General features: G+C 67.0%; 18 protein-coding genes. 12 read left to right on the forward strand and 6 right to left on the reverse strand.

The window, feature by feature from the left end; all coding sequences use genetic code 11:
- Positions 1 to 11: 11 nt before the first annotated feature.
- Positions 12 to 947 (reverse strand): LysR substrate-binding domain-containing protein, encoded by a 936-nt coding sequence (locus DBY63_RS05835; protein WP_017642882.1) that lies wholly within the window; start codon positions 945 to 947, stop codon positions 12 to 14.
- A 126-nt stretch (positions 948 to 1,073) separates the two neighbouring features.
- Here DBY63_RS05835 and DBY63_RS05840 point away from each other — a divergent pair, with 126 nt between their 5' ends.
- Both DBY63_RS05840 and DBY63_RS05845 read left to right on the forward strand, forming a co-directional pair.
- A complete protein-coding gene (locus DBY63_RS05840) occupies positions 1,074 to 2,450 on the forward strand; it encodes an L-serine ammonia-lyase (RefSeq protein ID WP_108581479.1) in 1,377 nt (458 codons plus the stop codon).
- Between the two features lie 63 nt (positions 2,451 to 2,513).
- Positions 2,514 to 2,990, forward strand: coding sequence for a YbaK/EbsC family protein (locus DBY63_RS05845; protein ID WP_108581480.1), 477 nt, complete (start codon positions 2,514 to 2,516; stop codon positions 2,988 to 2,990).
- Here the strand turns inward: DBY63_RS05845 and DBY63_RS25160 are convergent.
- Positions 2,978 to 3,106, reverse strand: a complete 129-nt coding sequence (locus tag DBY63_RS25160) for a hypothetical protein (RefSeq protein WP_007161186.1) — start codon at positions 3,104 to 3,106, stop codon at positions 2,978 to 2,980. The genes DBY63_RS05845 and DBY63_RS25160 overlap by 13 nt on opposite strands.
- A gap of 145 nt (positions 3,107 to 3,251) precedes the next feature.
- Between DBY63_RS25160 and DBY63_RS05850 the strand changes: the two genes are divergently transcribed.
- Positions 3,252 to 4,655 (forward strand): PLP-dependent aminotransferase family protein, encoded by a 1,404-nt coding sequence (locus tag DBY63_RS05850; RefSeq protein ID WP_108581481.1) that lies wholly within the window; start codon positions 3,252 to 3,254, stop codon positions 4,653 to 4,655.
- Here DBY63_RS05850 and DBY63_RS05855 read toward each other — a convergent pair.
- From DBY63_RS05855 to mpl, 3 genes are all read right to left on the reverse strand, one after another.
- The gene (locus DBY63_RS05855) at positions 4,652 to 4,924 is read right to left on the reverse strand and encodes a YceK/YidQ family lipoprotein (RefSeq protein WP_027601095.1); all 273 of its coding nucleotides are present in this window, start codon (positions 4,922 to 4,924) and stop codon (positions 4,652 to 4,654) included. The genes DBY63_RS05850 and DBY63_RS05855 overlap by 4 nt on opposite strands.
- Positions 4,925 to 5,118: 194 nt before the next feature.
- Positions 5,119 to 5,751: a flavin prenyltransferase UbiX gene (gene ubiX, locus DBY63_RS05860; protein ID WP_108581567.1), complete on the reverse strand. Its 633-nt coding sequence runs from the start codon at positions 5,749 to 5,751 to the stop codon at positions 5,119 to 5,121.
- Entirely contained in the window at positions 5,751 to 7,106 is a 1,356-nt protein-coding gene (gene mpl / locus DBY63_RS05865; protein WP_108581482.1) for a UDP-N-acetylmuramate:L-alanyl-gamma-D-glutamyl-meso-diaminopimelate ligase, read from the reverse strand. The genes ubiX and mpl overlap by 1 nt, the downstream gene beginning before the upstream one ends.
- A gap of 207 nt (positions 7,107 to 7,313) precedes the next feature.
- On the opposite strand from mpl, the gene DBY63_RS05870 reads away from it, so the two are divergent.
- Both DBY63_RS05870 and DBY63_RS05875 read left to right on the forward strand, forming a co-directional pair.
- Entirely contained in the window at positions 7,314 to 7,688 is a 375-nt protein-coding gene (locus DBY63_RS05870) for a hypothetical protein (RefSeq protein ID WP_108581483.1), read from the forward strand.
- Between the two features lie 130 nt (positions 7,689 to 7,818).
- Positions 7,819 to 8,979 carry a C4-dicarboxylate ABC transporter gene (locus DBY63_RS05875; protein WP_108581484.1) on the forward strand — a complete coding sequence of 387 codons (1,161 nt, stop codon included), beginning with the start codon at positions 7,819 to 7,821 and terminating at the stop codon, positions 8,977 to 8,979.
- A 185-nt stretch (positions 8,980 to 9,164) separates the two neighbouring features.
- Here DBY63_RS05875 and DBY63_RS05880 read toward each other — a convergent pair whose 3' ends face one another.
- Positions 9,165 to 11,057: a sigma-54-dependent Fis family transcriptional regulator gene (locus DBY63_RS05880; protein WP_027598866.1), complete on the reverse strand. Its 1,893-nt coding sequence runs from the start codon at positions 11,055 to 11,057 to the stop codon at positions 9,165 to 9,167.
- Between the two features lie 247 nt (positions 11,058 to 11,304).
- On the opposite strand from DBY63_RS05880, the gene DBY63_RS05885 reads away from it, so the two are divergent.
- The 7 genes from DBY63_RS05885 to DBY63_RS05915 all read left to right on the forward strand — a co-directional run bounded on the left by DBY63_RS05885 (position 11,305) and on the right by DBY63_RS05915 (position 20,184).
- The gene (locus tag DBY63_RS05885) at positions 11,305 to 12,825 is read left to right on the forward strand and encodes an aldehyde dehydrogenase family protein (protein WP_007161194.1); all 1,521 of its coding nucleotides are present in this window, start codon (positions 11,305 to 11,307) and stop codon (positions 12,823 to 12,825) included.
- Between the two features lie 253 nt (positions 12,826 to 13,078).
- The gene (adhP, locus tag DBY63_RS05890) at positions 13,079 to 14,110 is read left to right on the forward strand and encodes an alcohol dehydrogenase AdhP (protein ID WP_058791004.1); all 1,032 of its coding nucleotides are present in this window, start codon (positions 13,079 to 13,081) and stop codon (positions 14,108 to 14,110) included.
- Between the two features lie 175 nt (positions 14,111 to 14,285).
- Positions 14,286 to 14,933, forward strand: coding sequence for a DedA family protein (locus DBY63_RS05895; protein ID WP_007161196.1), 648 nt, complete (start codon positions 14,286 to 14,288; stop codon positions 14,931 to 14,933).
- Between the two features lie 4 nt (positions 14,934 to 14,937).
- On the forward strand, positions 14,938 to 15,774 hold the full coding sequence (locus tag DBY63_RS05900; protein ID WP_108581485.1) for a M90 family metallopeptidase: 837 nt from the start codon (positions 14,938 to 14,940) through the stop codon (positions 15,772 to 15,774).
- A gap of 51 nt (positions 15,775 to 15,825) precedes the next feature.
- Positions 15,826 to 16,353, forward strand: a complete 528-nt coding sequence (gene ppa / locus DBY63_RS05905; protein WP_007161198.1) for an inorganic diphosphatase — start codon at positions 15,826 to 15,828, stop codon at positions 16,351 to 16,353.
- Positions 16,354 to 16,595: 242 nt separating this feature from the next.
- Positions 16,596 to 18,779, forward strand: a complete 2,184-nt coding sequence (locus DBY63_RS05910; RefSeq protein WP_108581486.1) for a TonB-dependent siderophore receptor — start codon at positions 16,596 to 16,598, stop codon at positions 18,777 to 18,779.
- A gap of 343 nt (positions 18,780 to 19,122) precedes the next feature.
- Positions 19,123 to 20,184 carry a DUF748 domain-containing protein gene (locus DBY63_RS05915; RefSeq protein WP_077171395.1) on the forward strand — a complete coding sequence of 354 codons (1,062 nt, stop codon included), beginning with the start codon at positions 19,123 to 19,125 and terminating at the stop codon, positions 20,182 to 20,184.
- Positions 20,185 to 20,243: the final 59 nt, after the last annotated feature.

The raw sequence follows: 20,243 nt of genomic DNA on the forward strand, positions 1-20,243 counted from the left end.
TATCACGCCCCTCAGGCCGGCTGGGCCAGCACCATCTGGTCGACCTCTTGCACCAGCCAGTCGTGCAGGGCGCGCAGGCGGGGATCGGCCAGGGCGCCCTGGGCATAGAGCAGCATGTACCTCTTGTGCGCCGGTACCGAACGGCCGAAGGGCGGCACCACCAGCACGCCACGGGCCAGCTCGTCGGTGATCAAGGCGCGGCGGGCGATGGCCACCCCCATGCCGGCGATAGCCGCCTCGATGGTCAGGTGGTTGCGGTTGAAGGTGTGACCCCGGCGCACATCCAGCGCCGGCGCGCCGATGCTGGCCAGATAAAATTCCCATTCGGCGTATTCGTAGCTGCCGCGCCAGGCGGTGATGTCGTGCAGCAGCGGATAGAACTCCAGGTCCTCCGGCCGCTCCAGCGGCGGTCGCCCCGCCAGCAGGCTGGGCGCGCAGACCGGAAAGATCTCTTCCTCCATCAGCGGCGTCGAGGCCAGGCCCGGATAGCTGCCGTCGTTGAGGTCGATGGCCAGGTCGAATTCGCCCTCGCGCAGCGACCAGCTGCTGTCTTCGGCCACCAGCCGCAGTTGCAGGTCGGGAAAGCGCGCCTGCAGCCGCGGCAGTCGCGGCGTCAGCCACTTGCCCAGGAACGAAGGGATCGACCTGAGGCGCACCACGCCGCCGAACTGACCGGCGTTGAGACGGCGCAATTCGGCGTCGATAAGCCCATAGGCCTGATTCAGGGTGGTTGCCAGGCGCTGGCCTTCGGCGGTCAGCTCCAGGCCACGGGCCACCCGGTGAAACAGCTTGAAGCCCAGGCGCTCTTCCAGCTGGCGCATCTGCTGGCTGATGGCGCCCGGCGTCACGTGCAGCTCTTCGGCGCAGCGCGTGAAGGACAGGTGCCGGGCGGCGCAGGCGAAGACCTGCAACCAGGCCTGGGTTTGGGCGTTGAGGATCCGGCTCATCGATGAGTTCCGCTAAAGGATCGCTTAGAAGCTTTCGTTTGTGCGAGCTGAGGGCTTATCACCACTATGAGCCATCCGCCGGCAGCTTGTCTGGCGACCATTCAAGCTCAATCAGGGATTATCGTCATGGCCATCAGCGTCTTCGACCTGTTCAAAATCGGCGTGGGTCCGTCCAGTTCCCATACCGTGGGCCCGATGCGGGCGGGCGCCCTGTTCGCCCAGCGCCTGGTCGACGAAGGTCTGCTGGAACAGGTCAAGCGGGTCGAGGTACGCCTTTACGGTTCGCTCTCGGCCACCGGCGTCGGCCATGGCACCGACCGCGCCACCCTGATCGGCCTCATGGGCGAATGGCCGGATCGCGTCGATCCCGCCGCCGTGGAGCCGCGCATCGAAGCCCTGCGCAATGAGCGCCAGCTGCTGCTGGCCGGGCGCCAGGCGATCCACTTCGACTGGCAGGAAGACCTGCTGCTCCTGGACGAGAGCCTGCCCTATCACCCCAATGCCATGACCCTGACCGCCTTTGGCGCCACCGGCGAGGTGGCCGAGGCAACCTACTATTCCATCGGTGGTGGCTTCGTGGTGGACGCCGCCCAGGCCGCCAGCGGCGTGCTGGACAACGACACCACCGAACTGCCCTACGACTTCTCCAGCGGCGCGGAGCTGCTGCAGCTGTGTCGCCGTCATGGCCTGGGCGTGGCCGAGCTGATGCTGGCCAACGAAAAGAGCTGGCGCTCCGAGGAAGAGATCCGCAGCGGCCTGCTGCGCATCTGGAGCGTGATGCGCGAATGCGTGCAGAACGGTCTCGCCAACGAGGGCATCCTGCCCGGCGGCCTCAAGGTGCGTCGCCGCGCCGCCCGCCTGCACCAGAGTCTGCAGGCCATCGGCAAGCCCAACGTCATCGGCTCCACCCTCTCCGCCATGGAATGGGTCAACCTCTTCGCCCTGGCGGTGAACGAGGAGAACGCCGCCGGCGGGCGCATGGTCACCGCGCCCACCAACGGCGCGGCCGGGATCATCCCGGCGGTGCTGATGTACTACATGAAATTCAATCCCGACGCCTGCGACGACGACGTGGTGCGCTTCATGCTCGCCGCCGCCGCGGTCGGCATCCTGTGCAAGAAGAACGCCTCCATCTCCGGTGCCGAGGTGGGCTGCCAGGGCGAGGTCGGCTCAGCCTGCGCCATGGCCGCGGCCGGTCTGGCCGAGGTGCTGGGCGCCAACCCGGCGCAGCTGGAAAACGCCGCCGAGATCGGCCTGGAGCACAACCTGGGACTGACCTGCGATCCGGTCGGCGGCCTGGTGCAGGTGCCCTGCATCGAACGCAATGCCATCGCCGCGGTCAAGGCGATCAACGCCGCCCAGATGGCCCTGCGCGGCGACGGAGAGCACTTCATCTCCCTGGACCAGGTGATCCGCACCATGAAGGAAACCGGCGCGGACATGCACAGCAAGTACAAGGAAACCTCGCGCGGCGGTCTGGCCGTGACCTTCGTGGAGTGCTGAGTCAGCCTTGACGCGGGCGGTACGGATTGCCGAAAGTCGGGGTTTACCTGCACGGGAAGCCCCATGAGCCTCGACTCCGTCCGCCAGCACCTTGCCTGCATCGCTCCCGATCTCGAGATCCTCGAGGCCACCACCAGTACCGCAACCGTCACCCTGGCGGCGGCCGCCCACGGCGTGGAGCCGGGGCGGATCGCCAAGACCCTGGGGCTGAAAGTCGGGGAGCAGCAGTTGCTGCTGGTGGCTCGCGGCGATGCGCGCCTGGACAACCGCAAGCTCAAGGTCGCCTTCGGTGGCAAGGCCAAGCTGCTCGATGCCGCCACCGTGGAAGGCCTCACCGGGCATCCGGTGGGCGGCGTCTGCCCGTTCGGGCTGGCCACACCGCTGCCGGTCTATTGCGACGAATCGCTGAAAGCCTTCGACGAGGTATTACCGGCCGCGGGTGCCATCCACAGCTGCGTGCGCCTCACCCCGGAGCGGCTGGCCGCCCTCAGCGAGGCGCGCTGGGTGGATGTCTGCGAGGTAGCCGATCAGCGCAGCTGATCGTTCTTTTCCACGTCGCGCCGGTCCTTGTTCAACACCACGCAGGCGTAGTAGCCGCCGCCGAGCAGGATGAGCGCGAGCAGGCTGAAGAGAATCATGAAGATACCATCGTCCATGGCTGCCTCCGAGGGATGCCAGAAAGGGATGGATAAAGCTTAGGCCTCCCGCCGCCCGCGTTACAGCAGCAGGTAGACACATGAAAAACCGGATCAGATGGGGCCCGGCTCGCTATAGTGACGGTCTCCCCTGCCCTGGCCCTGCATGAAGCGCTACGAAAGATTCGCCGACCAGCTCGCCACCCTGATGACCCGCGGTGTCCTCGCCCCGGGCGAGCGGCTGCCCTCGGTACGCAGCGCCAGCCAGACCCATGGCATCAGCCCCTCCACGGTGTTCCAGGCCTATTACCTGCTGGAGAGTCGCGGGCTGATCGAGGCCCGCGAGCGGTCCGGCTATTTCGTCCGCGAACCGGCCCGGGCGCGGGACGCGGCGCCGTTGCTGGCGCCTCTGGAAGGCACCGAGGTCGCGGTGAGCGATCTGGTCTATTCGGTGCTGCAGTCGCTGCAGGATCCGGACATCGTGCCCTTCGGCTCGGCTTTTCCCAGCCCCGATCTCTTTCCCCTGGCGCGCCTGGCTCGCAGCATGGCCCACGGCCTGCGCGACCTGCCCGCCCAGGACCTCACCGCCTACGTCACCCCCGGTCATCCCGAGTTGCGCCGGCAGATCGCCCGGCGCTACGGCCTGGCCGGCATGCCGGAGGTCGGCGAAGAACTGGTGATCACCCACGGCGCCCTGGAGGCGCTGAATCTGGGGCTGCAGAGCCTGACCCGTCCCGGTGATCTGGTGGCGGTGGAAAGTCCGGCCTTCTACGCCAGCCTGCAGGTGCTGGAACGGCTGCAGCTCAAGGCGGTAGAGATTCCCGTCGATGCCGAGCGCGGGCTCAACCTGGACGCCCTGGAAGAAGCCCTGAGTCGCCTGCCGATCAAGGCCTGCTGGTTCATGAGCGGCCTGCAGAATCCCACCGGGGTCAGTCTCGACGATAGCGCCCAGCAGCGCCTCTATGGCCTGCTGCAACGCCATCAGGTTCCGCTGTTGGAAGACGATGTCTACGCCGAACTCTACAGCGGCAGCGAACCGCATCGCCCGGTCAAGCGCTTCGACCGCGACGGTCTGGTGCTGCACTGCGGCTCCTTTTCCAAGTGCCTGGCGCCCGGCTATCGCATCGGCTGGATCGCCGCCGGTCGCCAGGCCGGCGCCGTCGCGCGGTTGCGGCTGATGACCACCATCACCCCCTCGATGCCGGCCCAGGCCGCCCTGGCCGACTACCTCCAGCACGGCGGCTACGATCGCCACCTGCGTCGTCTGCGCGTGAGTCTCGATCGCCAGCGCCAGGCCATGCTGACTGCGGCGCGGCGCTACTTTCCCGCCGACACCCACGTCAGCCGGCCCCAGGGTGGCTACTTTCTCTGGTTCGAATTGCCCACCCGGGTGGACAGCCTGGCGCTCTACCGCCAGGCCCTCGCCGAAGGCATCAGCCTGGCGCCGGGCCCGATCTTTTCCGCGCAGCAGGGCTTTCGCCACTGCATCAGACTCAATTGCGGGCATCCCTGGGACGCCCGCAGCGAGGCGGCCATGGCCAGGCTCGGCGAGTTGCTGAAGGCGTTCTAGAGGCCGCCACGCACACTGCCGCGCCCACCGATGGCGGCCGGCAGGGACAGCGGCAGCAGCAGGGTGTCGAGCAGGGCGCTGGCAGGCAGGTCCAGTACCGGCCAGGCCGGTGCCTCGGCGCCAAAGCGCTCCCAAGCGCAACAGCCGCCCTGCAGAGCATAGAGATCCAGCCGCGTGCCGGCATAGACCACCGGCGCGCCGGGCTTGGCGGCGTCCAGGGTGCGCGCCGTGGCGCAGCCGCCGAGGACCAGGACAGTCGTTAGCAGCAGGCCGAGGCGCGCGACGGCCCTAGGTTCTATACGAAAACTGCCTGCGCTCGGTGATGCTGCGTTAGAAATCAGCTGGAATGCCAGCCCAGTCGGAATGCTCATTTACCATTCGTAAACTCGAGCGCGAGCCCGGTCCGCTTCCTCGCTGATTTTTGCCTTGCCTGACCTTCGCTCGGCGACTTTTCGTACAGAACCTAGTCATCGTTGCCGGACAGGTGATGTTCGCCCCAGCGCGGCAGCATGTCCTGGGGGATGCCCAGGGTGTTGAGGATGCGCGCCACCACGAAGTCCACCAGGTCATCGAGGGTTTGCGGCTGGTGGTAGAAGCCCGGCGAGGCCGGCAGGATGGTCACGCCCAGGTTGGACAGCTTGAGCATGTTTTCCAGGTGGATGCTGGAGAACGGCGACTCGCGCGGCACCAGGATCAGTTGCCGCCGCTCCTTGAGGGCCACGTCGGCGGCGCGCTCGATGAGGTTGTTGCTGGCACCGGTGGCGATGGCCGAGAGGGTGCCGGTGGAACAGGGGCAGACCACCATGGCCGCCGGGGCGCTGGAACCGGACGCCGGCGGCGCCATCCAGTCGCTCTGGCCGAACACCCGCACCTGGCCCGGCGCCGCGCCGGTGTATTCGGTGAGAAAGGCCTGCATGGCCTGGGGCTTGGCCGGCAGCACCACGTCGGTCTCGGTGGCCATCACCAGCTGCGCGGCCTTGGAGATGAGGAAGTGCACCTCGCGCTCCTCCTGCACCAGGCAGTCCAGCAGGCGCAGGCCGTACTGGGAGCCGGAGGCGCCGGTCAGCGCCAGGGTGATGCGTTCCGGGCCGGCCATCATGCCTGCTCCAGGGCGGCGGCCAGCTTGCCGTGCAGGCCGCCGAAGCCGCCGTTGCTCATGATCACCACGTGGGTGGGGCCGTCCAGCTCGGCCTGGACCCGGGTGATGATCGCCTCCAGGGAATCGCAGACCACGGCCGGTACGGCGCAGGCCTCGGCGGTGCCGGCCAGGTCCCAGCCCAGATTCGGCGGGGCGTACCAGATGACGCTGTCGGCGCCGGTGACGCTGGCCGGCAGGCCGTCACGGTGGGCGCCCAGCTTCATGGAATTGGAGCGCGGCTCGATGACGGCGATGATCCGCTCGCTGCCGACCCGGGCACGCAGGCCCTGCAGGGTGGTGGCGATGGCGGTGGGATGATGGGCGAAGTCGTCGTAGACGGTCACGCCGCGCACCTCGGCGACCTTTTCCATGCGCCGCTTCACGCTGCGGAATTCGCTCAGGGCCGCGACGCCCAGGCCGGGTACCACGCCGACATGACGAGCCGCGGCCAGGGTGGCCAGGGCATTGGCCACGTTGTGCTGGCCGGTCAGTTCCCAGTTCACCGTGCCCTGCACCGCGCCGTCGAACAGCACCTCGAAGCGCGAGCCGTCGTCGGCCAGCAGGCGGGCCTGCCACTGGCCACCTGCGCCAGTGGTCTGCACCGGGGTCCAGCAACCCATCTCCAGCACCCGCACCAGGGCCGTTTCGGCGGTGGGGTGGATGATCAGGCCGCTGCTGGGGATGGTCCGCACCAGATGGTGGAACTGCCGCTCGATGGCCGCGAGATCCGGGAAGATGTCCGCGTGATCGTATTCCAGGTTGTTGAGGATGGTGGTTCGCGGTCGGTAGTGGACGAACTTGGACCTCTTGTCGAAGAAGGCGCTGTCGTATTCGTCGGCTTCCACCACGAAGAAGGGCGTGCCGCCCAGGCGCGCCGAGATGCCGAAATTCTGTGGCACCCCGCCGATGAGAAAGCCCGGACTCATGCCGGCGTGCTCCAGCACCCAGGCCAGCATGCTGGTGGTGGTGGTCTTGCCATGGGTGCCGGCGACCGCCAGCACCCAGCGGCCCTGCAGGACGTGCTCGGCCAGCCACTGGGGGCCGGAGACATAGGGCAGGCCCTTATCCAGCACGTATTCCACGGCCGGATTGCCGCGCGACAGGGCGTTGCCGATCACCACCAGGTCCGGTGCCGGATCCAGTTGTGCCGGATCGTAGCCCTGGGTCAGCTCGATGCCCTGGGCCTCCAGCTGGGTGCTCATGGGCGGATAGACGTTGGCGTCGGAGCCGGTCACGCGATGGCCGGCTTCCTTGGCCAGCACCGCGAGCGACCCCATGAAGGTGCCGCAGATACCGAGGATGTGGATGTGCATGACAGGCGGGCTCCGCTGCAGATTGAACGGCGGCAAGGTTAGCACGGGGGGCCGCGCCGCCGGAGCGATGGCCGTCGCGGATACCCGGCGCTGCGCCGGCCCCGGACGGCAGGATTTCGACTAGAGTGCGCAAGGCATCCCTGGCTTTGCGGATGCCCAAGTAGCCGAGGCTCCGTTCGCCCTGATAACAAGCACAAGAGGTCGACCATGCTGAAACACCTGCTGATCATCGCTGCAACTCTCTCCTTCGCCAGCCTGGCCCTGGCCGCCGCGCCGACCAAGGTCGCCGACACCGCCCTGGGCAAGGTGCTCGTCGACGGCAAGGGCATGACGCTCTACACCTTCGCCAAGGACAGCGCGGGCAAGTCCGCCTGCAACGGTCCCTGTGCCCAGAACTGGCCGCCCCTGAAGGCCGACGCCGGTGCCAAGGCGGCCGATGGCTACAGCCTGGTGACCCGCGACGACGGCAGCCAGCAATGGGCCTACCAGGGCAAGCCGCTGTATACCTGGGTCAAGGACAGCAAGCCGGGCGATACCACCGGGGATGGCGTCAATCAGGTCTGGCACGTGGCCAGGCCCTGATGCCTGGGCGCTGTCTGCCCCGTGCGGGCAGCGCCTTATCTATCCTATGGTTTAATATTTCATGATCATTCATTTTTAATGATAAGCGAGCAGGCATAGCCTGAGGGCCTTCCCTTTCAGGAGCCCGGCCATGCCGTTTTTCGCCGCTGTCCCAGCGCAGGCCCTCAGACCCTTCAGCCAGCTCGACCGCCCCCTGGAGGTCATCCGCCAGTTCACCCCCAACTGGTTCGCCGTGACCATGGGCACCGGCGTGCTGGCCCTCGCCCTGGCCGCCTTTCCCTGGCGGTTGCCTGGATTGCCCGCCCTCGCCGAGGGCCTCTGGCTGCTCGCTGTGCTGTTGTTCTGCCTGTTCGCCGGGCTCTATGCCGCGCGCTGGCTGCTGTTCTTCGACGAGGCTCGCGAGATCTTCGCCCACGCCACCGTCTCGATGTCTATCGGTACCATCCCCATGGGCCTGGCCACGCTGATCAACGGCCTGCTGCTGTTCGGCCTGCCGCGCTGGGGCGCGGCGGTGCTGCCCCTGGCACTCGGCCTCTGGTGGCTGGATGTGGCCATGGCACTGGCCTGCGGGGTGCTGATCCCCTATCTGATGTTTACCCGCCAGGCGCATCGCATCGACCAGATGACCGCCGTCTGGCTGTTGCCGGTGGTAGCCGCGGAGGTGGCGGCGGCCGGTGGTGGCCTGCTGGTGCCGCATCTGGCGGCCGGCGAGCAATTCACCGTACTCGTCGCCAGCTATGTGCTCTGGGCCTATTCGGTGCCGGTCGCCCTCAGCCTGCTGGTGATCCTGCTGCTGCGCCTGGCGCTGCACAGGCTGCCGCCGGCCAGTATGGCGGCGTCGAGCTGGCTGGCGCTGGGTCCGATCGCCACCGGTGCCCTGGGTCTCCTGGTACTGGGCAGCGCGGCGCCCGCGGTGTTCGCCGCCCATGGCCTGGCCGGCATTGGCGAGATCGCCCGGGGCCTGGGCCTGCTGGGCGCGCTGCTGCTCTGGGGCCTGGGACTCTGGTGGCTGGCGCTGGCGGTGCTGGTGACCCAGCGTCAGGCCCGCGAGGGCATGCCCTTCAACCTGGGCTGGTGGGGCTTCACCTTTCCCCTGGGCGTCTATGCCCTGACCACCCTGCGCCTGGGCGAGGCCCTGGCGGCGCCCTTCTTCACCGGCCTGGGCGCCGCGCTGGTGGTGCTGCTGGCCCTGCTGTGGCTGCTGGTCGCCAGCCGCACCCTGGCCGGCGCCTACCGGGGCGGTCTGTTCGTCTCGCCCTGCATCGCCCACCTGTGCAAGAAGGTGCGCTAGAGCCTTTTCAAAGGCTCGCGAGCTAGAGACAAACAAGGCCTAGGCGGCCCCGCGAAAATAGCTGAGGAAGCGGATCGGACTCGCGCTCGAGTTTACAAAGAGTAAATGAGCATTCCGACGGGGCTGGCCTTCCAGGCCATTTTTAACGCCGTTTGGCCGACGCGCAGCAGACTTTGAACAGGCTCTCAGTCCTGGGGGCGCTGCAGGCCGTGTTGATGCAGCCAGCGATAGAGGGTGTTGCGACTGACCCCCAGGCGCTTGGCGGCGCGGGTCATCTGCCAGTGGCAGTCGTCCAGCACCGCGCGCAGCTCCTCCCGGGCGCTGTCGACCGGCGTCGCGCTGGACGGCAGAGGCAGCCGGGCGCCACGGCAGTCGGCGGGTAGCTCGTCCAGGCCGATATGGCCGTCTTCGCTGAGGGCCACCAGGGTGCGCAGCACGGTGCGCAACTGGCGGACGTTGCCGGGCCAGGGCTGGGCCAGCAGGCAGGCGCGCGCGGCCGGATCGAGGCGGATCGACTCGCCACGCGCCTCTTCGGCCAGCAGCTGATCGAGCAGCTCGCCGCGGTCACTGCGTTCGCGCAGCGCCGGCAGGGTCACCACCAGGCCACGCAGGCGATAGTAGAGGTCTTCGCGAAAGCTGCCGGCGGCCACCAGGGCCTCCAGGTCGCGGTGACTGGCGCTGACCAGGCGCAGGTCCAGGGCACGCGGAGCACCGCCGCCGAGGGGGACCACCTGGCGCTCTTCCAGCACCCTGAGCAAGCGGGTCTGCAGCGCCAGCGGCATGTCGCCGATCTCGTCGAGAAAGAGGATGCCGCCATCGGCCTGCTGCAACTTGCCGGCCATGCCTTCCTTGCGCGCCCCGGTGAAACTGCCGCCGCGATAGCCGAACAGCTCGCTTTCGATCAGCGTCTCCGGGATGGCCGCGCAATTGAGGGCGACGAAAGCCTGGCCGGCGCGACTGCTGGCGCGGTGCAGGGCGCTGGCGAAGGCTTCCTTGCCGGTGCCGGTCTCGCCGTGCAGCAGCACCGGCACGTCGCGCTCCAGGACCTTGAGCGCGCGGGTGAAATCCCGCGCCAGGTCCGGATCGGCCAGGCAGATGCCGCTGGGCAGGGGCGCCTTGGGCACCGCCACCGGGGTGACCGGCCGTACCTGGGGACCGCGCACCAGGCCGTGGAAGCCCTGGCCCTGGCGGCCACGCAGCGCCCAGCAGGCGCTGGGTTGCGGACGGGCGCGCTCCAGCAGGTCGTCCTGCCGCAACTCGAACAGGCTCTCCATCCGCTGCCCCAGCACCGCGCTACGCGCCAGGCCCAGCAGCATCAGGGCGGTCTCGTTGGCGGCCTGGACGCGACCCTCGGCGTCGAAGGCCAGCAGTCCCTCGCTGAGCAGACCGACATAGGCCGCCTGGGCATGGAAGCGCAACAGATAGCCGTCGGCGTAGCGGTCGAGGAAGTAGCAACTCTCGATCAGCTTGGCCGAGAGATTGACCAGCGCCATGGTGTGGAACTGACCCTGGCGCGAGGCTTCCTGGCGGGCGGTGGAGACGTCCAGCACCGCCAGCAGTTCACCGGCCGGATCGAAGACCGGACTGGCCGAGCAGGTCAGCTGGGTATGGCGACTGCGAAAGTGTTCGTCGCGATGGATGGTCAGCGCCTGGCGCTCCACCACGCAGGTGCCGATGCCGTTGGTGCCCTCGCAGGCCTCGCTCCAGTCGGCGCCCAGCCACAGCCCGGCCTGCTGGAAGGTCTCGCGCTCGGCCTCGGCGGTGACGCAATCGAGGATCAGCCCGCGGGCATCGGTGAGCAGCACGGCATGGCCGGCGCCGCCCAGTTGCTGGTGCAGGGCATTCATCTGCCCACGGGCGATCTGCAGGACCCGCTGCTGGCGCTGGCGGTGCTCGTCGAAGCGGGCGCGCTCCAGCACCCAGGGCGCTACCGGAGCGGCCGGGTCGAGCTGGTGTTCGTCGAGACAGCGCCGCCAGGAGCGGGCGATGGCCGGATCGCTGGCCGGGCCGTCGAGGACGGCGCCGCGAGCGAGTTCGAGCACCTGGCTGGCATGACGATCGGACGGGGTGGCGGCCATTGTTGTTGTCCTCCGCGGGGGCGTCTGCGCGGCCCCCAGCATAGGCCAAATCGGTCGGACTGGGCACTCTGTCACCCCCAGGTGACAGGCTGTCACGCCAAGGGGTGACACCTCTGTCACAGTGACAGGGAGCGGCTTTCCCCGAGACAGGCCGCAAGGCCGCAACCATGCGGGTTCGCCCGACTTGGCCCGCACCTTGCTCAGGATCGGTGCGCCGCTTCATACAAGAACAAACAGGAGACCCACCATGCGCTACGCAGCTCCCGGCACCCAAGACGCCCTGCTGACCCTGCAGGCCCGCTACGGCAACTACATCGGCGGCGAATTCGTCGCCCCGGTGAAAGGCCAGTACTTCACCAACACCTCCCCGGTGAACGGCTCGGTGATCGGTGAATTCCCCCGCTCCGACGCCGCCGACATCGAGCGCGCCCTGGACGCCGCCCATGCCGCCGCCGATGCCTGGGGCCGCACCTCGGTGCAGGACCGCTCGCTGATCCTGCTCAAGATCGCCGACCGCATCGAACAGAATCTGGAAAAACTGGCCGTCGCCGAAACCTGGGACAACGGCAAGGCGGTGCGCGAGACGCTCAACGCCGACGTGCCCCTGGCCGCCGACCACTTCCGCTACTTCGCCGGCTGCATCCGCGCCCAGGAAGGCAGCGCCGCCGAGATCAACGATAAGACCGCCAGCTACCATTTCCACGAGCCATTGGGCGTGGTCGGCCAGATCATCCCCTGGAACTTCCCGCTGCTGATGGCCGCCTGGAAGCTGGCCCCGGCGCTGGCCGCCGGCAACTGCGTGGTGCTCAAGCCCGCCGAGCAGACCCCGCTGTCCATCACCCTGTTCGTCGAACTGGTCGGCGACCTGCTGCCGCCCGGCGTGCTCAACGTGGTGCAGGGCTATGGCAAGGAGGCCGGCGAGGCCCTGGCCACCAGCACCCGCATCGCCAAGATCGCCTTCACCGGCTCCACCCCGGTGGGTTCGCACATCCTCTCCTGCGCGGCCAAGAACATCATCCCGAGCACCGTGGAGCTGGGCGGCAAGTCGCCCAACATCTACTTCGAAGACATCATGCAGGCCGAGCCGAGCTTCATCGAGAAGGCCGCCGAGGGTCTCGTCCTGGGCTTCTTCAACCAGGGCGAGGTCTGCACCTGCCCCTCGCGCGCCCTGGTGCAGGAATCCATCTACGCCCCCTTCATGGAAGCGGTGATGAAGAAGATCGCCCAGATCAAGCGTGGCGATCCGCTGGACACCGACACCATGGTCGGCGCCCAGGCCTCCCAGCAGCAATTCGAGAAGATCGTCTCCTACCTGGAGATCGCCCGTCAGGAAGGCGCCGAATTCCTCACCGGCGGCAACGTCGAGAAGTTGCAGGGTGACCTGGCCAGCGGCTATTACATCCAGCCGACCCTGCTCAAGGGTCACAACAAGATGCGCGTCTTCCAGGAAGAGATCTTCGGCCCGGTGATCGGCGTGACCACCTTCAAGGACGAAGCCGAGGCCCTGGCCATCGCCAACGACACCGAGTTCGGCCTCGGCGCCGGCGTCTGGACCCGCGACATCAACCGCGCCTACCGCATGGGCCGGGGCATCAAGGCCGGTCGCGTCTGGACCAACTGCTACCACCTCTACCCCGCCCATGCCGCCTTCGGTGGCTACAAGAAATCCGGCGTCGGCCGGGAAACCCACAAGATGATGCTCGACCACTACCAGCAGACCAAGAATCTGCTGGTCAGCTACGACATCAATCCGCTGGGCTTCTTCTAGGAGCGACCGGCAGACCCCGGGGTACGGCCGCCACTGACTGTGCCCCGGGGCCGACGCCGCTCCGCGAAGACGACGCCTGGATCGCGCGCCTCAGCAGGACGTCGGGGCGCGCCTCCCGCCTGACCTGGATCAACACCCCCTCCCCGTGGGTGGCCGACGCTAGACGCAACGGCCGCCCGTGGTGGACAGGTGCGTCCCGGCGCAGGCCCCGTCTGGCTTCATCCACGCATCATGCCTCCATGAGGGACTCGTCATGCCCAAAACAATGAAAGCCGCTGTCGTCACCGCCTTTGGCAAACCCCTGGAATTCCGCGAAGTCGAGGTGCCGACCCCGGGTGCCGGCCAGGTGCTGGTCAAGATCGCCGCCAGCGGCGTCTGCCACACCGATCTGCACGCCGCCCAGGGCGATTGGCCGGTCAAGCCCAATCCGCCCTTCATCCCCGGCCACGAAGGCGTCGGCCATGTGGTGGCAGTAGGCGCGGGGGTCACCCACGTCAAGGAAGGCGACCGGGTCGGGGTGCCCTGGCTGTATTCCACCTGCGGCCACTGCGAACACTGCCTGGGCGGCTGGGAGACCCTCTGCGAATCCCAGCAGAACACCGGCTACTCGGTGAACGGCGGCTTCGCCGAATACACCCTGGCCGATGCCGGCTACGTCGGCCGCCTGCCGGACAACGTCGGCTTCGTCGAGATCGCGCCCATCCTCTGCGCCGGGGTCACCGTCTACAAGGGCCTGAAGATGACCGATACCAAGCCGGGCAACTGGGTGGTGATTTCCGGCATCGGCGGGCTTGGCCACATGGCGGTGCAGTACGCCCGGGCCATGGGCCTCAACGTGGCGGCGGTGGACGTGGATGACAAGAAGCTCGACCTCGCCCGCCGGCTGGGCGCCGAGGTCACGGTCAACGCCCGCGAGCAGGATCCGGCGGCCTACCTCAAGAAGGAGATCGGCGGCGCTCACGGCGCCCTGGTCACGGCGGTCTCGCCCAAGGCCTTCGAACAGGCCATCGGCATGACCCGCCGCGGCGGCACCATCGCCCTCAATGGCCTGCCGCCGGGCGATTTCCCGCTGTCGATCTTCGACATGGTGCTCAACGGCACCACGGTGCGCGGCTCCATCGTCGGCACCCGCCTGGACCTGCAGGAGGCGCTGGACTTTGCCGGCGAGGGCAAGGTCAAGGCCACGGTGAGCGCCGAACCGCTGGAGAACATCAATGACATCTTCGCCCGCATGCACGGCGGCGGCATCGAGGGTCGGGTGGTGATCGACATGGCGCTGAGCTGAGACCTGGCTCGCCACTCCCGCGCCCATCCGGGCGCGGGACTGAACCTTTGCCCTACCCTGACCTCTGAGCGGCTGGCGTTTTTTCCCGGCGCCGATCTCGACCAGGCCACAAAACCCGGTCCCGGCTGCCTTTATAATCGCCGCCGGACCCTCGCAACCACGGTAGGCACGCCCCATGGAATTCAACCCGATCGATCTGATCCTGCACCTCGACGTCTATCTCAGCGGGTTGGTCGCCCAGTACGGCACCTGGATCTACGCCATTCTCTTCGCCGTGATCTTCTGCGAGACGGGCCTGGTGGTCATGCCCTTCCTGCCCGGCGACTCCCTGCTGTTCATCGCCGGCGCGCTCTCCGCCCTCGGCGACATGGACCCCTATCTGCTGGCCGGACTACTGATGTTCGCCGCGGTGGCGGGCGACAGCACCAACTACCTGATCGGCCGCTTCGCCGGCGACAAGCTGTTCAGCAACCCCCATTCCAAGGTGTTCCGCCGCGACTATCTGCTGCGCACCCAGGCCTTCTACGAGCACCATGGCGGCAAGACCATCACCCTGGCGCGCTTCCTGCCCATCATCCGCACCTTCGCCCCCTTCGTGGCCGGCGTCGGCCGCATGCACTATCCCTACTTCCTGGCGTACAGCGTGCTCGGCTCGCTGCTCTGGGTCGGTGGTCTGGTGAGCCTCGGCTACTTCTTCGGCAACGTGCCCTTCATCAAGCAGAATCTCACCCTGATGGTGCTGGCCATTATCGGCATCTCCCTGCTGCCGATGATCCTCGGTCTGATCAAGAGCCGACGCGCCGCGGTGCAGAGCGGAGTCTGAGTCCTTGGGTTTCTGGCGCGCCTGGCGCGAGCGGCGCCTGCTTGCGCGGGTCGCCATCGCCGACGAGCTCTGGGCGCGCCTGCGTCAGCGCCTGCCGATCCTCGATGGTCTGACCGTCGCGGAAGACGCCTGGCTGCGCGAGCACTGCGTGCTGTTTCTCGCCGAGAAGCGCCTTACCCTGCTCCAGGGGCTGGAACTGGACGACGGCGACCGCCTCTTGCTGGCCGCCCAGGCCCTGCTGCCGCTGCTGCACCTGCCGGAAGCGGTGCTCTATCCCAATGTCCGCGAGATCGTCGTTTACCCGGACGCCTTCGTCAGTCCCCAGCGCCATCGCGACGAGGGCGGTCTGGAGCACGAATGGGACGAGGAACGCGACGGCGAAGCCTGGGATCGCGGCCAGGTGGTGCTGGCCTGGCCCGGCATCCAGGCCAGTGGCGGCTGGGAGGCCTACAACCTGGTCATCCACGAATTCGCCCACATCATCGACCTGCTCGCCGGCGGCCTGTGCAACGGTCAGCCACCACTGCACCCAGGCATGCCCCAGGCGGCCTGGACCGGCGCCCTGCAGCACGCCTATGACGACCTCAATCGCCAACTCGACGCCGATCCGGACGCCGAGACCGCGCTCGATCCCTATGCGGCGGAAAGCCCCGAGGAATTCTTCGCCGTCGCCTGCGAGTACTTCTTCAGCGCGCCCGACCTGCTCGGCGAACACTATCCGGCGGTCTACGCTCAGCTGCAGCAGCTGTTCCGCCAGGATCCGCGCCAGCGTCTCGCCGTCAGCCTGGCGAGCGTGCAACAGCCGACACCCCCGGGGTCCGAGGCTCGAACCCCGATCTGAAAGCGCCTATACTCCCGGCCACTTTTCCCAACCGACCAGAGGGACCCGTTCATGAGCTACAGCAAGATTCCCGCCGGCAAAGACCTGCCGAACGACATCTACGTCGCCATCGAGATTCCGGCCAACCACGCGCCGATCAAGTACGAGATCGATAAGGACAGCGACGCCCTCTTCGTCGACCGTTTCATGGCCACCCCCATGTTCTACCCGGCCAACTACGGCTACATCCCCAACACCCTGGCCGACGATGGCGACCCCCTGGACGTGCTGGTCGTGACCCCCTACCCGGTCGCTCCCGGCGCCGTGATCCGCGCCCGTCCGGTCGGCGTGCTGCACATGACCGACGAAGCCGGCGGTGACGCCAAGCTGATCGCCGTCCCCCACGACAAGCTGAGCGTTCTGTACAAGGACGTGAAGGAATACACCGACCTGCCGGCCCTGCTGCTGGAGCAGATCAAGCACTTCTTCGAGAACTACAAGGATCTGGAGAAGGGCAAGTGGGTCAAGGTCGAGGGCTGGGGCGATGCCGACGCCGCCCGCGCCGAGATCACCAAGGCCGTGGCCGCCTACAAGGGCTGATCCCGGTCCGCCGCAGAAAAGCCCGGCTCGCCGGGCTTTTTTGTGCCTGTGAGTTGGGCAACGGACGGGGCGGTCGGCAGGGAAAGCGTTATCGCGATAGCGCTTGTCGGAACAATGACGTCGCTTATCTGATTTAATGATAACCGTTATCATAAACAAATAAGATCGCTTCCCACTCGTGACCCTGTCATCCGTGGTGGGGACTCCGAGCCCTCGCCCCGTCAGTACAGGATCCGCTCGTCATGGCTCGTTCGCGCTCCGCCTTCAAGCTTTCGCCCCTCGCCCTGTCCATCGCCGCGCTCTGCGCCACCGCAGGCACCTCCGCCCTGGCCCAGACCAAGGGCGATGCCCTGCAGCTAGACGCCACCACGGTGACCGCCACCGAGACGCCCAAGGACGCCCCGCCTCCTGCCTATACCGGCGGCCAGGTGGCCACCGGAGGCAAGCTGGGCGTACTGGGCAATCAGGACAACATGAGCGTGCCCTTCAGCGTCACCAGCTACACCGCCAAGCTGATCCAGGATCAACAGGCCCAGACCGTGGGCGAGGTGCTGAGCAACGACGCCTCGGTGCGTCAGTACAGTGGTTATGGCAACCAGTCGCAGAACTTCGTCATCCGCGGCTACAAGTTGACCGGCGACGACATCTCCTTCAACAACCTCTACGGCGTCATGCCGCGGCAGATCATCGCCACCGAGGCGCTGGAGCGCGTCGAGGTATTCAAGGGACCCAACGCCTTCATCAACGGCGTGACCCCCACCGGCTCCGGTATCGGCGGCGCGGTCAACCTGCAGCCCAAGCGCGCCCAGGACGTGCCGACCCGCAGCTACACCGTCGACTACACCTCCGATGGCCGCCTCGGTCAGCACCTCGACCTTGGCCAGCGCTTCGGCGAGGACAATCGCTTCGGCGCCCGACTCAACCTGATGCAGCGCGAAGGTGACACCGCCATCGACGACGAGAGCCAGAGATCCAAGCTGTTCGTTGCCGGCCTGGACTACCGCGGTGACAATTTCCGCCTGTCCACCGACTTCGGCTACCAGAAGCAGGTGGTCAACAACGGCCGCGACAGCCTGTTGCTCGGCAGCGGCCTGACCCGCGTGCCCCACGCTCCTTCATCCGATACCAACTACAACGCGCCCTGGACCCATACCCAGCTGGAAGACACCTTCGGCATGGTGCGGGGCGAGTACGACCTGAGCGACAGCTGGACCGCCTACCTCGCCCTGGGTGGCAAGCACACCCGCGAAAACGGGACCTACGGCAGCGCTACCTTGAACGACGAGGCGGGAAATCTCACGGTAGGAGGGTCGAAGATCCCTCACGACGATGATTCCCGCACCGTCATGACTGGTCTGAATGGCACCCTGCAAACCGGCCCCGTCAGTCACCAGATCGCTCTTGGTGCGTCCAGCATCTGGACCGAACAGAAGAATGCCTACGATTTCGCCTTCCCTGCGGGCACAAGTAATAGCAATCTTGATCACCCCGTAAAGGTCGCCTATCCGCGCTTCGGCTGGTTCACGGGTGGGGATCTGCATGACCCGGGTACCACCAGCAAGACGACCAACCAGAGCCTGGCCCTTTCCGATACCCTGGGCTTCTTCGATGATCGCCTGCTGACCACGCTGGGCGTTCGTCGCCAATCCTTGCTGGTCGAAGGCTATGCCTATGGCGACGGCCCCCGCACCTCCAAATACGACCAATCCATCACCACCCCGATTTATGGTGTCGTCTACAAGCTGACCGAGCAGATCTCCCTCTATGCCAACCGCATCGAGGGCCTGGCGCCCGGGCCGACCGCCGGCAACGGTGCCTTGAACATCGGCCAGGTCTTCTCGCCGGCCCGCTCCAAGCAGACCGAGGCCGGCATCAAGTACGACCAGGGTACCTTCGGCGCCACCTTTGGCCTCTACCGCATCGAGCAGCCTGCCGACGGCTATATCGATGGCCGGGGAATCTTCGTCCGCAACGGCGAACAGGAAAACCGCGGCCTCGAGCTGAACGTCTTCGGCGAACCCTTGGTGGGCCTGCGCCTGCTGGCGGGCGCCACCTGGATGGATACCGAACTCAAGGGCACCCAGGACGGCAGCAACGACGGCAACCGCGCCATCGGCGTGCCGCGCTTCCAGTACAACCTCGGCGCCGACTGGGACGTGCCCGGCCTCGCCGGCGTGTCGCTCAACGGCCGCCTGCTGCGCACGGGTGGCCAGTACGCGGATGCGGCCAACAACCTGAGCATCCCGGCCTGGACCCGTGTCGACCTCGGGGCGCGTTATCGCTTCAAAGTCGAGCAAAAAGACGTTACCCTGCGCGCCAACGTCGAGAACGTGGCCAACAAGGCCTATTGGGAATCCGCCTTTGGCGGCTACCTGACCCAGGGCGATCCGCGCACCCTCAAGGTGTCCGCCACCCTGGACTTCTGATCGACAGGCGTCCTGGCTCACCGCCAGACGCCACGCGCGATTGCTGTCGCGCCCCTCCTCTCTGCCCGGCAAGGGCAACCCGGGCGGGCCGGGCTCACCAAAAATCAGCTCAACCCGCCCTCGAAAGCCGGCCACAAGCCGGCTTTTTTGCGCCTGCCCGTCAGGCTTCACCGCCGTAGCGCAGCGGTCCGACGACTGGCTTGGCCGTCCGCTGACGGCCAAGCCAGGACAGAGCCTTTCGTTCTCTCTAGCGCTCCTCGATCAACCGACCACGCCCACCTGCGAGAAACTCAGGCCTGCCGCGGAGGGTCGACCGGTAACGAGTCCGTCCCGAGCCGCCACCATGACCCGCCGCCTGCGTCTGCCCCTCTACGTCCTCATCGGTCTGATCGTCCTGCTGCTGTGCCTGCACCTGGCCGCGCCCCTGGTGATCCGTCATTACCTCAATGAGAAGCTGGCGGACATGGGCGACTATCGCGGCCAGGTCACCGACGTGGACCTGGCCTGGTGGCGCGGCGCCTATCGCGTCGAGGGGCTGGAAATCGTCAAGGTCAACGGCAAGGTGCCGGTGCCCTTCCTCAAGGCACCCGGCATCGACATCGCAGTGAGCTGGCGTTCGCTGTGGCAGGAGCATGCCATCGTCGGCCATATCGTCTTCGAACGGCCCGAGCTCAACTTCGTCGATGGCGGCGCACGCAAGGAACAGTCGCAGACCGGCGAAGGCACCGACTGGCAGGACCAGGTGGACAAGCTCATCTCCATCACCCTCGACGAGGTGCGGGTGGTGGATGGGCGGGTGACCTTCCGCAACTTCAACTCCAAGCCCCAGGTGAATCTGGCGGCCACCGACGTCAATGCCAGCCTCTACAACCTGACCAACGCCGCGGATGCCAGGGGCGAACGCATCGCCCGCTTCGAGGGCAAGGCCGCCATCCTCGGCAGCGCGCCGCTGGAGGCCAGTGCCCGCTTCGATCCCTTCAAGGATTTCACCGACTTCGACTTCCGCCTGCGGGTGACCGACATCGACCTGCCCAAGCTCAACGACTTCGCCCGCGCCTACGGCAAGTTCGATTTCCGCGCCGGCAGCGGCGATGTGGTGGTAGAGGCCAAGGCGGTGGACGGTCGGCTCAGCGGCTACGTCAAGCCGCTGATGAAGAACGTCGACATCTTCGATTGGCAGCAGGATGTCGAGAATCGCAACAAGAACGCCCTGGAAAGCGCCTGGGAAGCCGTGGTCGGCACCGCCCAGACGCTGCTGAAGAACCAGCCCCGCGACCAGTTCGCCACCCGGGTGGATCTCTCGGGCAGCGTGAAGAACCAGGACATCAGCCCGCTGCAGGCCTTCTTCAATATCCTGCGCAACGCCTTCGTGCGGGCCTTCAGCGCCCGCTACGACGCGGATTGAGGTCCGGCGTCTTGTGCCCGCTTCGTAGCGTGGAAAACCGCGCAGCGTTTTCCACTGAT

Source organism: Pseudomonas sp. RIT411 (genome assembly GCF_003057735.2).
In the GTDB taxonomy this organism is placed as follows: Bacteria; Pseudomonadota; Gammaproteobacteria; order Pseudomonadales; family Pseudomonadaceae; genus Chryseomonas; species Chryseomonas oryzihabitans.

What these genes read in the sequence shown, in the direction of transcription:
- ubiX (WP_108581567.1), bottom strand. Translation starts at nt 5,751, where the DNA reads ATGGCCGGCCCGGAACGCATCACCCTGGCGCTGACCGGCGCCTCCGGC.
- DBY63_RS05880 (WP_027598866.1), bottom strand. Translation starts at nt 11,057, where the DNA reads ATGGCCGCCACCCCGTCCGATCGTCATGCCAGCCAGGTGCTCGAACTC.
- DBY63_RS05885 (WP_007161194.1), top strand. Translation starts at nt 11,305, where the DNA reads ATGCGCTACGCAGCTCCCGGCACCCAAGACGCCCTGCTGACCCTGCAG.
- DBY63_RS05910 (WP_108581486.1), top strand. Translation starts at nt 16,596, where the DNA reads ATGGCTCGTTCGCGCTCCGCCTTCAAGCTTTCGCCCCTCGCCCTGTCC.
- DBY63_RS05835 (WP_017642882.1), bottom strand. Translation starts at nt 947, where the DNA reads ATGAGCCGGATCCTCAACGCCCAAACCCAGGCCTGGTTGCAGGTCTTC.
- DBY63_RS05850 (WP_108581481.1), top strand. Translation starts at nt 3,252, where the DNA reads ATGAAGCGCTACGAAAGATTCGCCGACCAGCTCGCCACCCTGATGACC.
- DBY63_RS05845 (WP_108581480.1), top strand. Translation starts at nt 2,514, where the DNA reads ATGAGCCTCGACTCCGTCCGCCAGCACCTTGCCTGCATCGCTCCCGAT.
- DBY63_RS05870 (WP_108581483.1), top strand. Translation starts at nt 7,314, where the DNA reads ATGCTGAAACACCTGCTGATCATCGCTGCAACTCTCTCCTTCGCCAGC.
- DBY63_RS25160 (WP_007161186.1), bottom strand. Translation starts at nt 3,106, where the DNA reads ATGGACGATGGTATCTTCATGATTCTCTTCAGCCTGCTCGCGCTCATC.
- DBY63_RS05895 (WP_007161196.1), top strand. Translation starts at nt 14,286, where the DNA reads ATGGAATTCAACCCGATCGATCTGATCCTGCACCTCGACGTCTATCTC.
- DBY63_RS05915 (WP_077171395.1), top strand. Translation starts at nt 19,123, where the DNA reads ATGACCCGCCGCCTGCGTCTGCCCCTCTACGTCCTCATCGGTCTGATC.
- DBY63_RS05875 (WP_108581484.1), top strand. Translation starts at nt 7,819, where the DNA reads ATGCCGTTTTTCGCCGCTGTCCCAGCGCAGGCCCTCAGACCCTTCAGC.
- mpl (WP_108581482.1), bottom strand. Translation starts at nt 7,106, where the DNA reads ATGCACATCCACATCCTCGGTATCTGCGGCACCTTCATGGGGTCGCTC.
- ppa (WP_007161198.1), top strand. Translation starts at nt 15,826, where the DNA reads ATGAGCTACAGCAAGATTCCCGCCGGCAAAGACCTGCCGAACGACATC.
- DBY63_RS05840 (WP_108581479.1), top strand. Translation starts at nt 1,074, where the DNA reads ATGGCCATCAGCGTCTTCGACCTGTTCAAAATCGGCGTGGGTCCGTCC.
- adhP (WP_058791004.1), top strand. Translation starts at nt 13,079, where the DNA reads ATGCCCAAAACAATGAAAGCCGCTGTCGTCACCGCCTTTGGCAAACCC.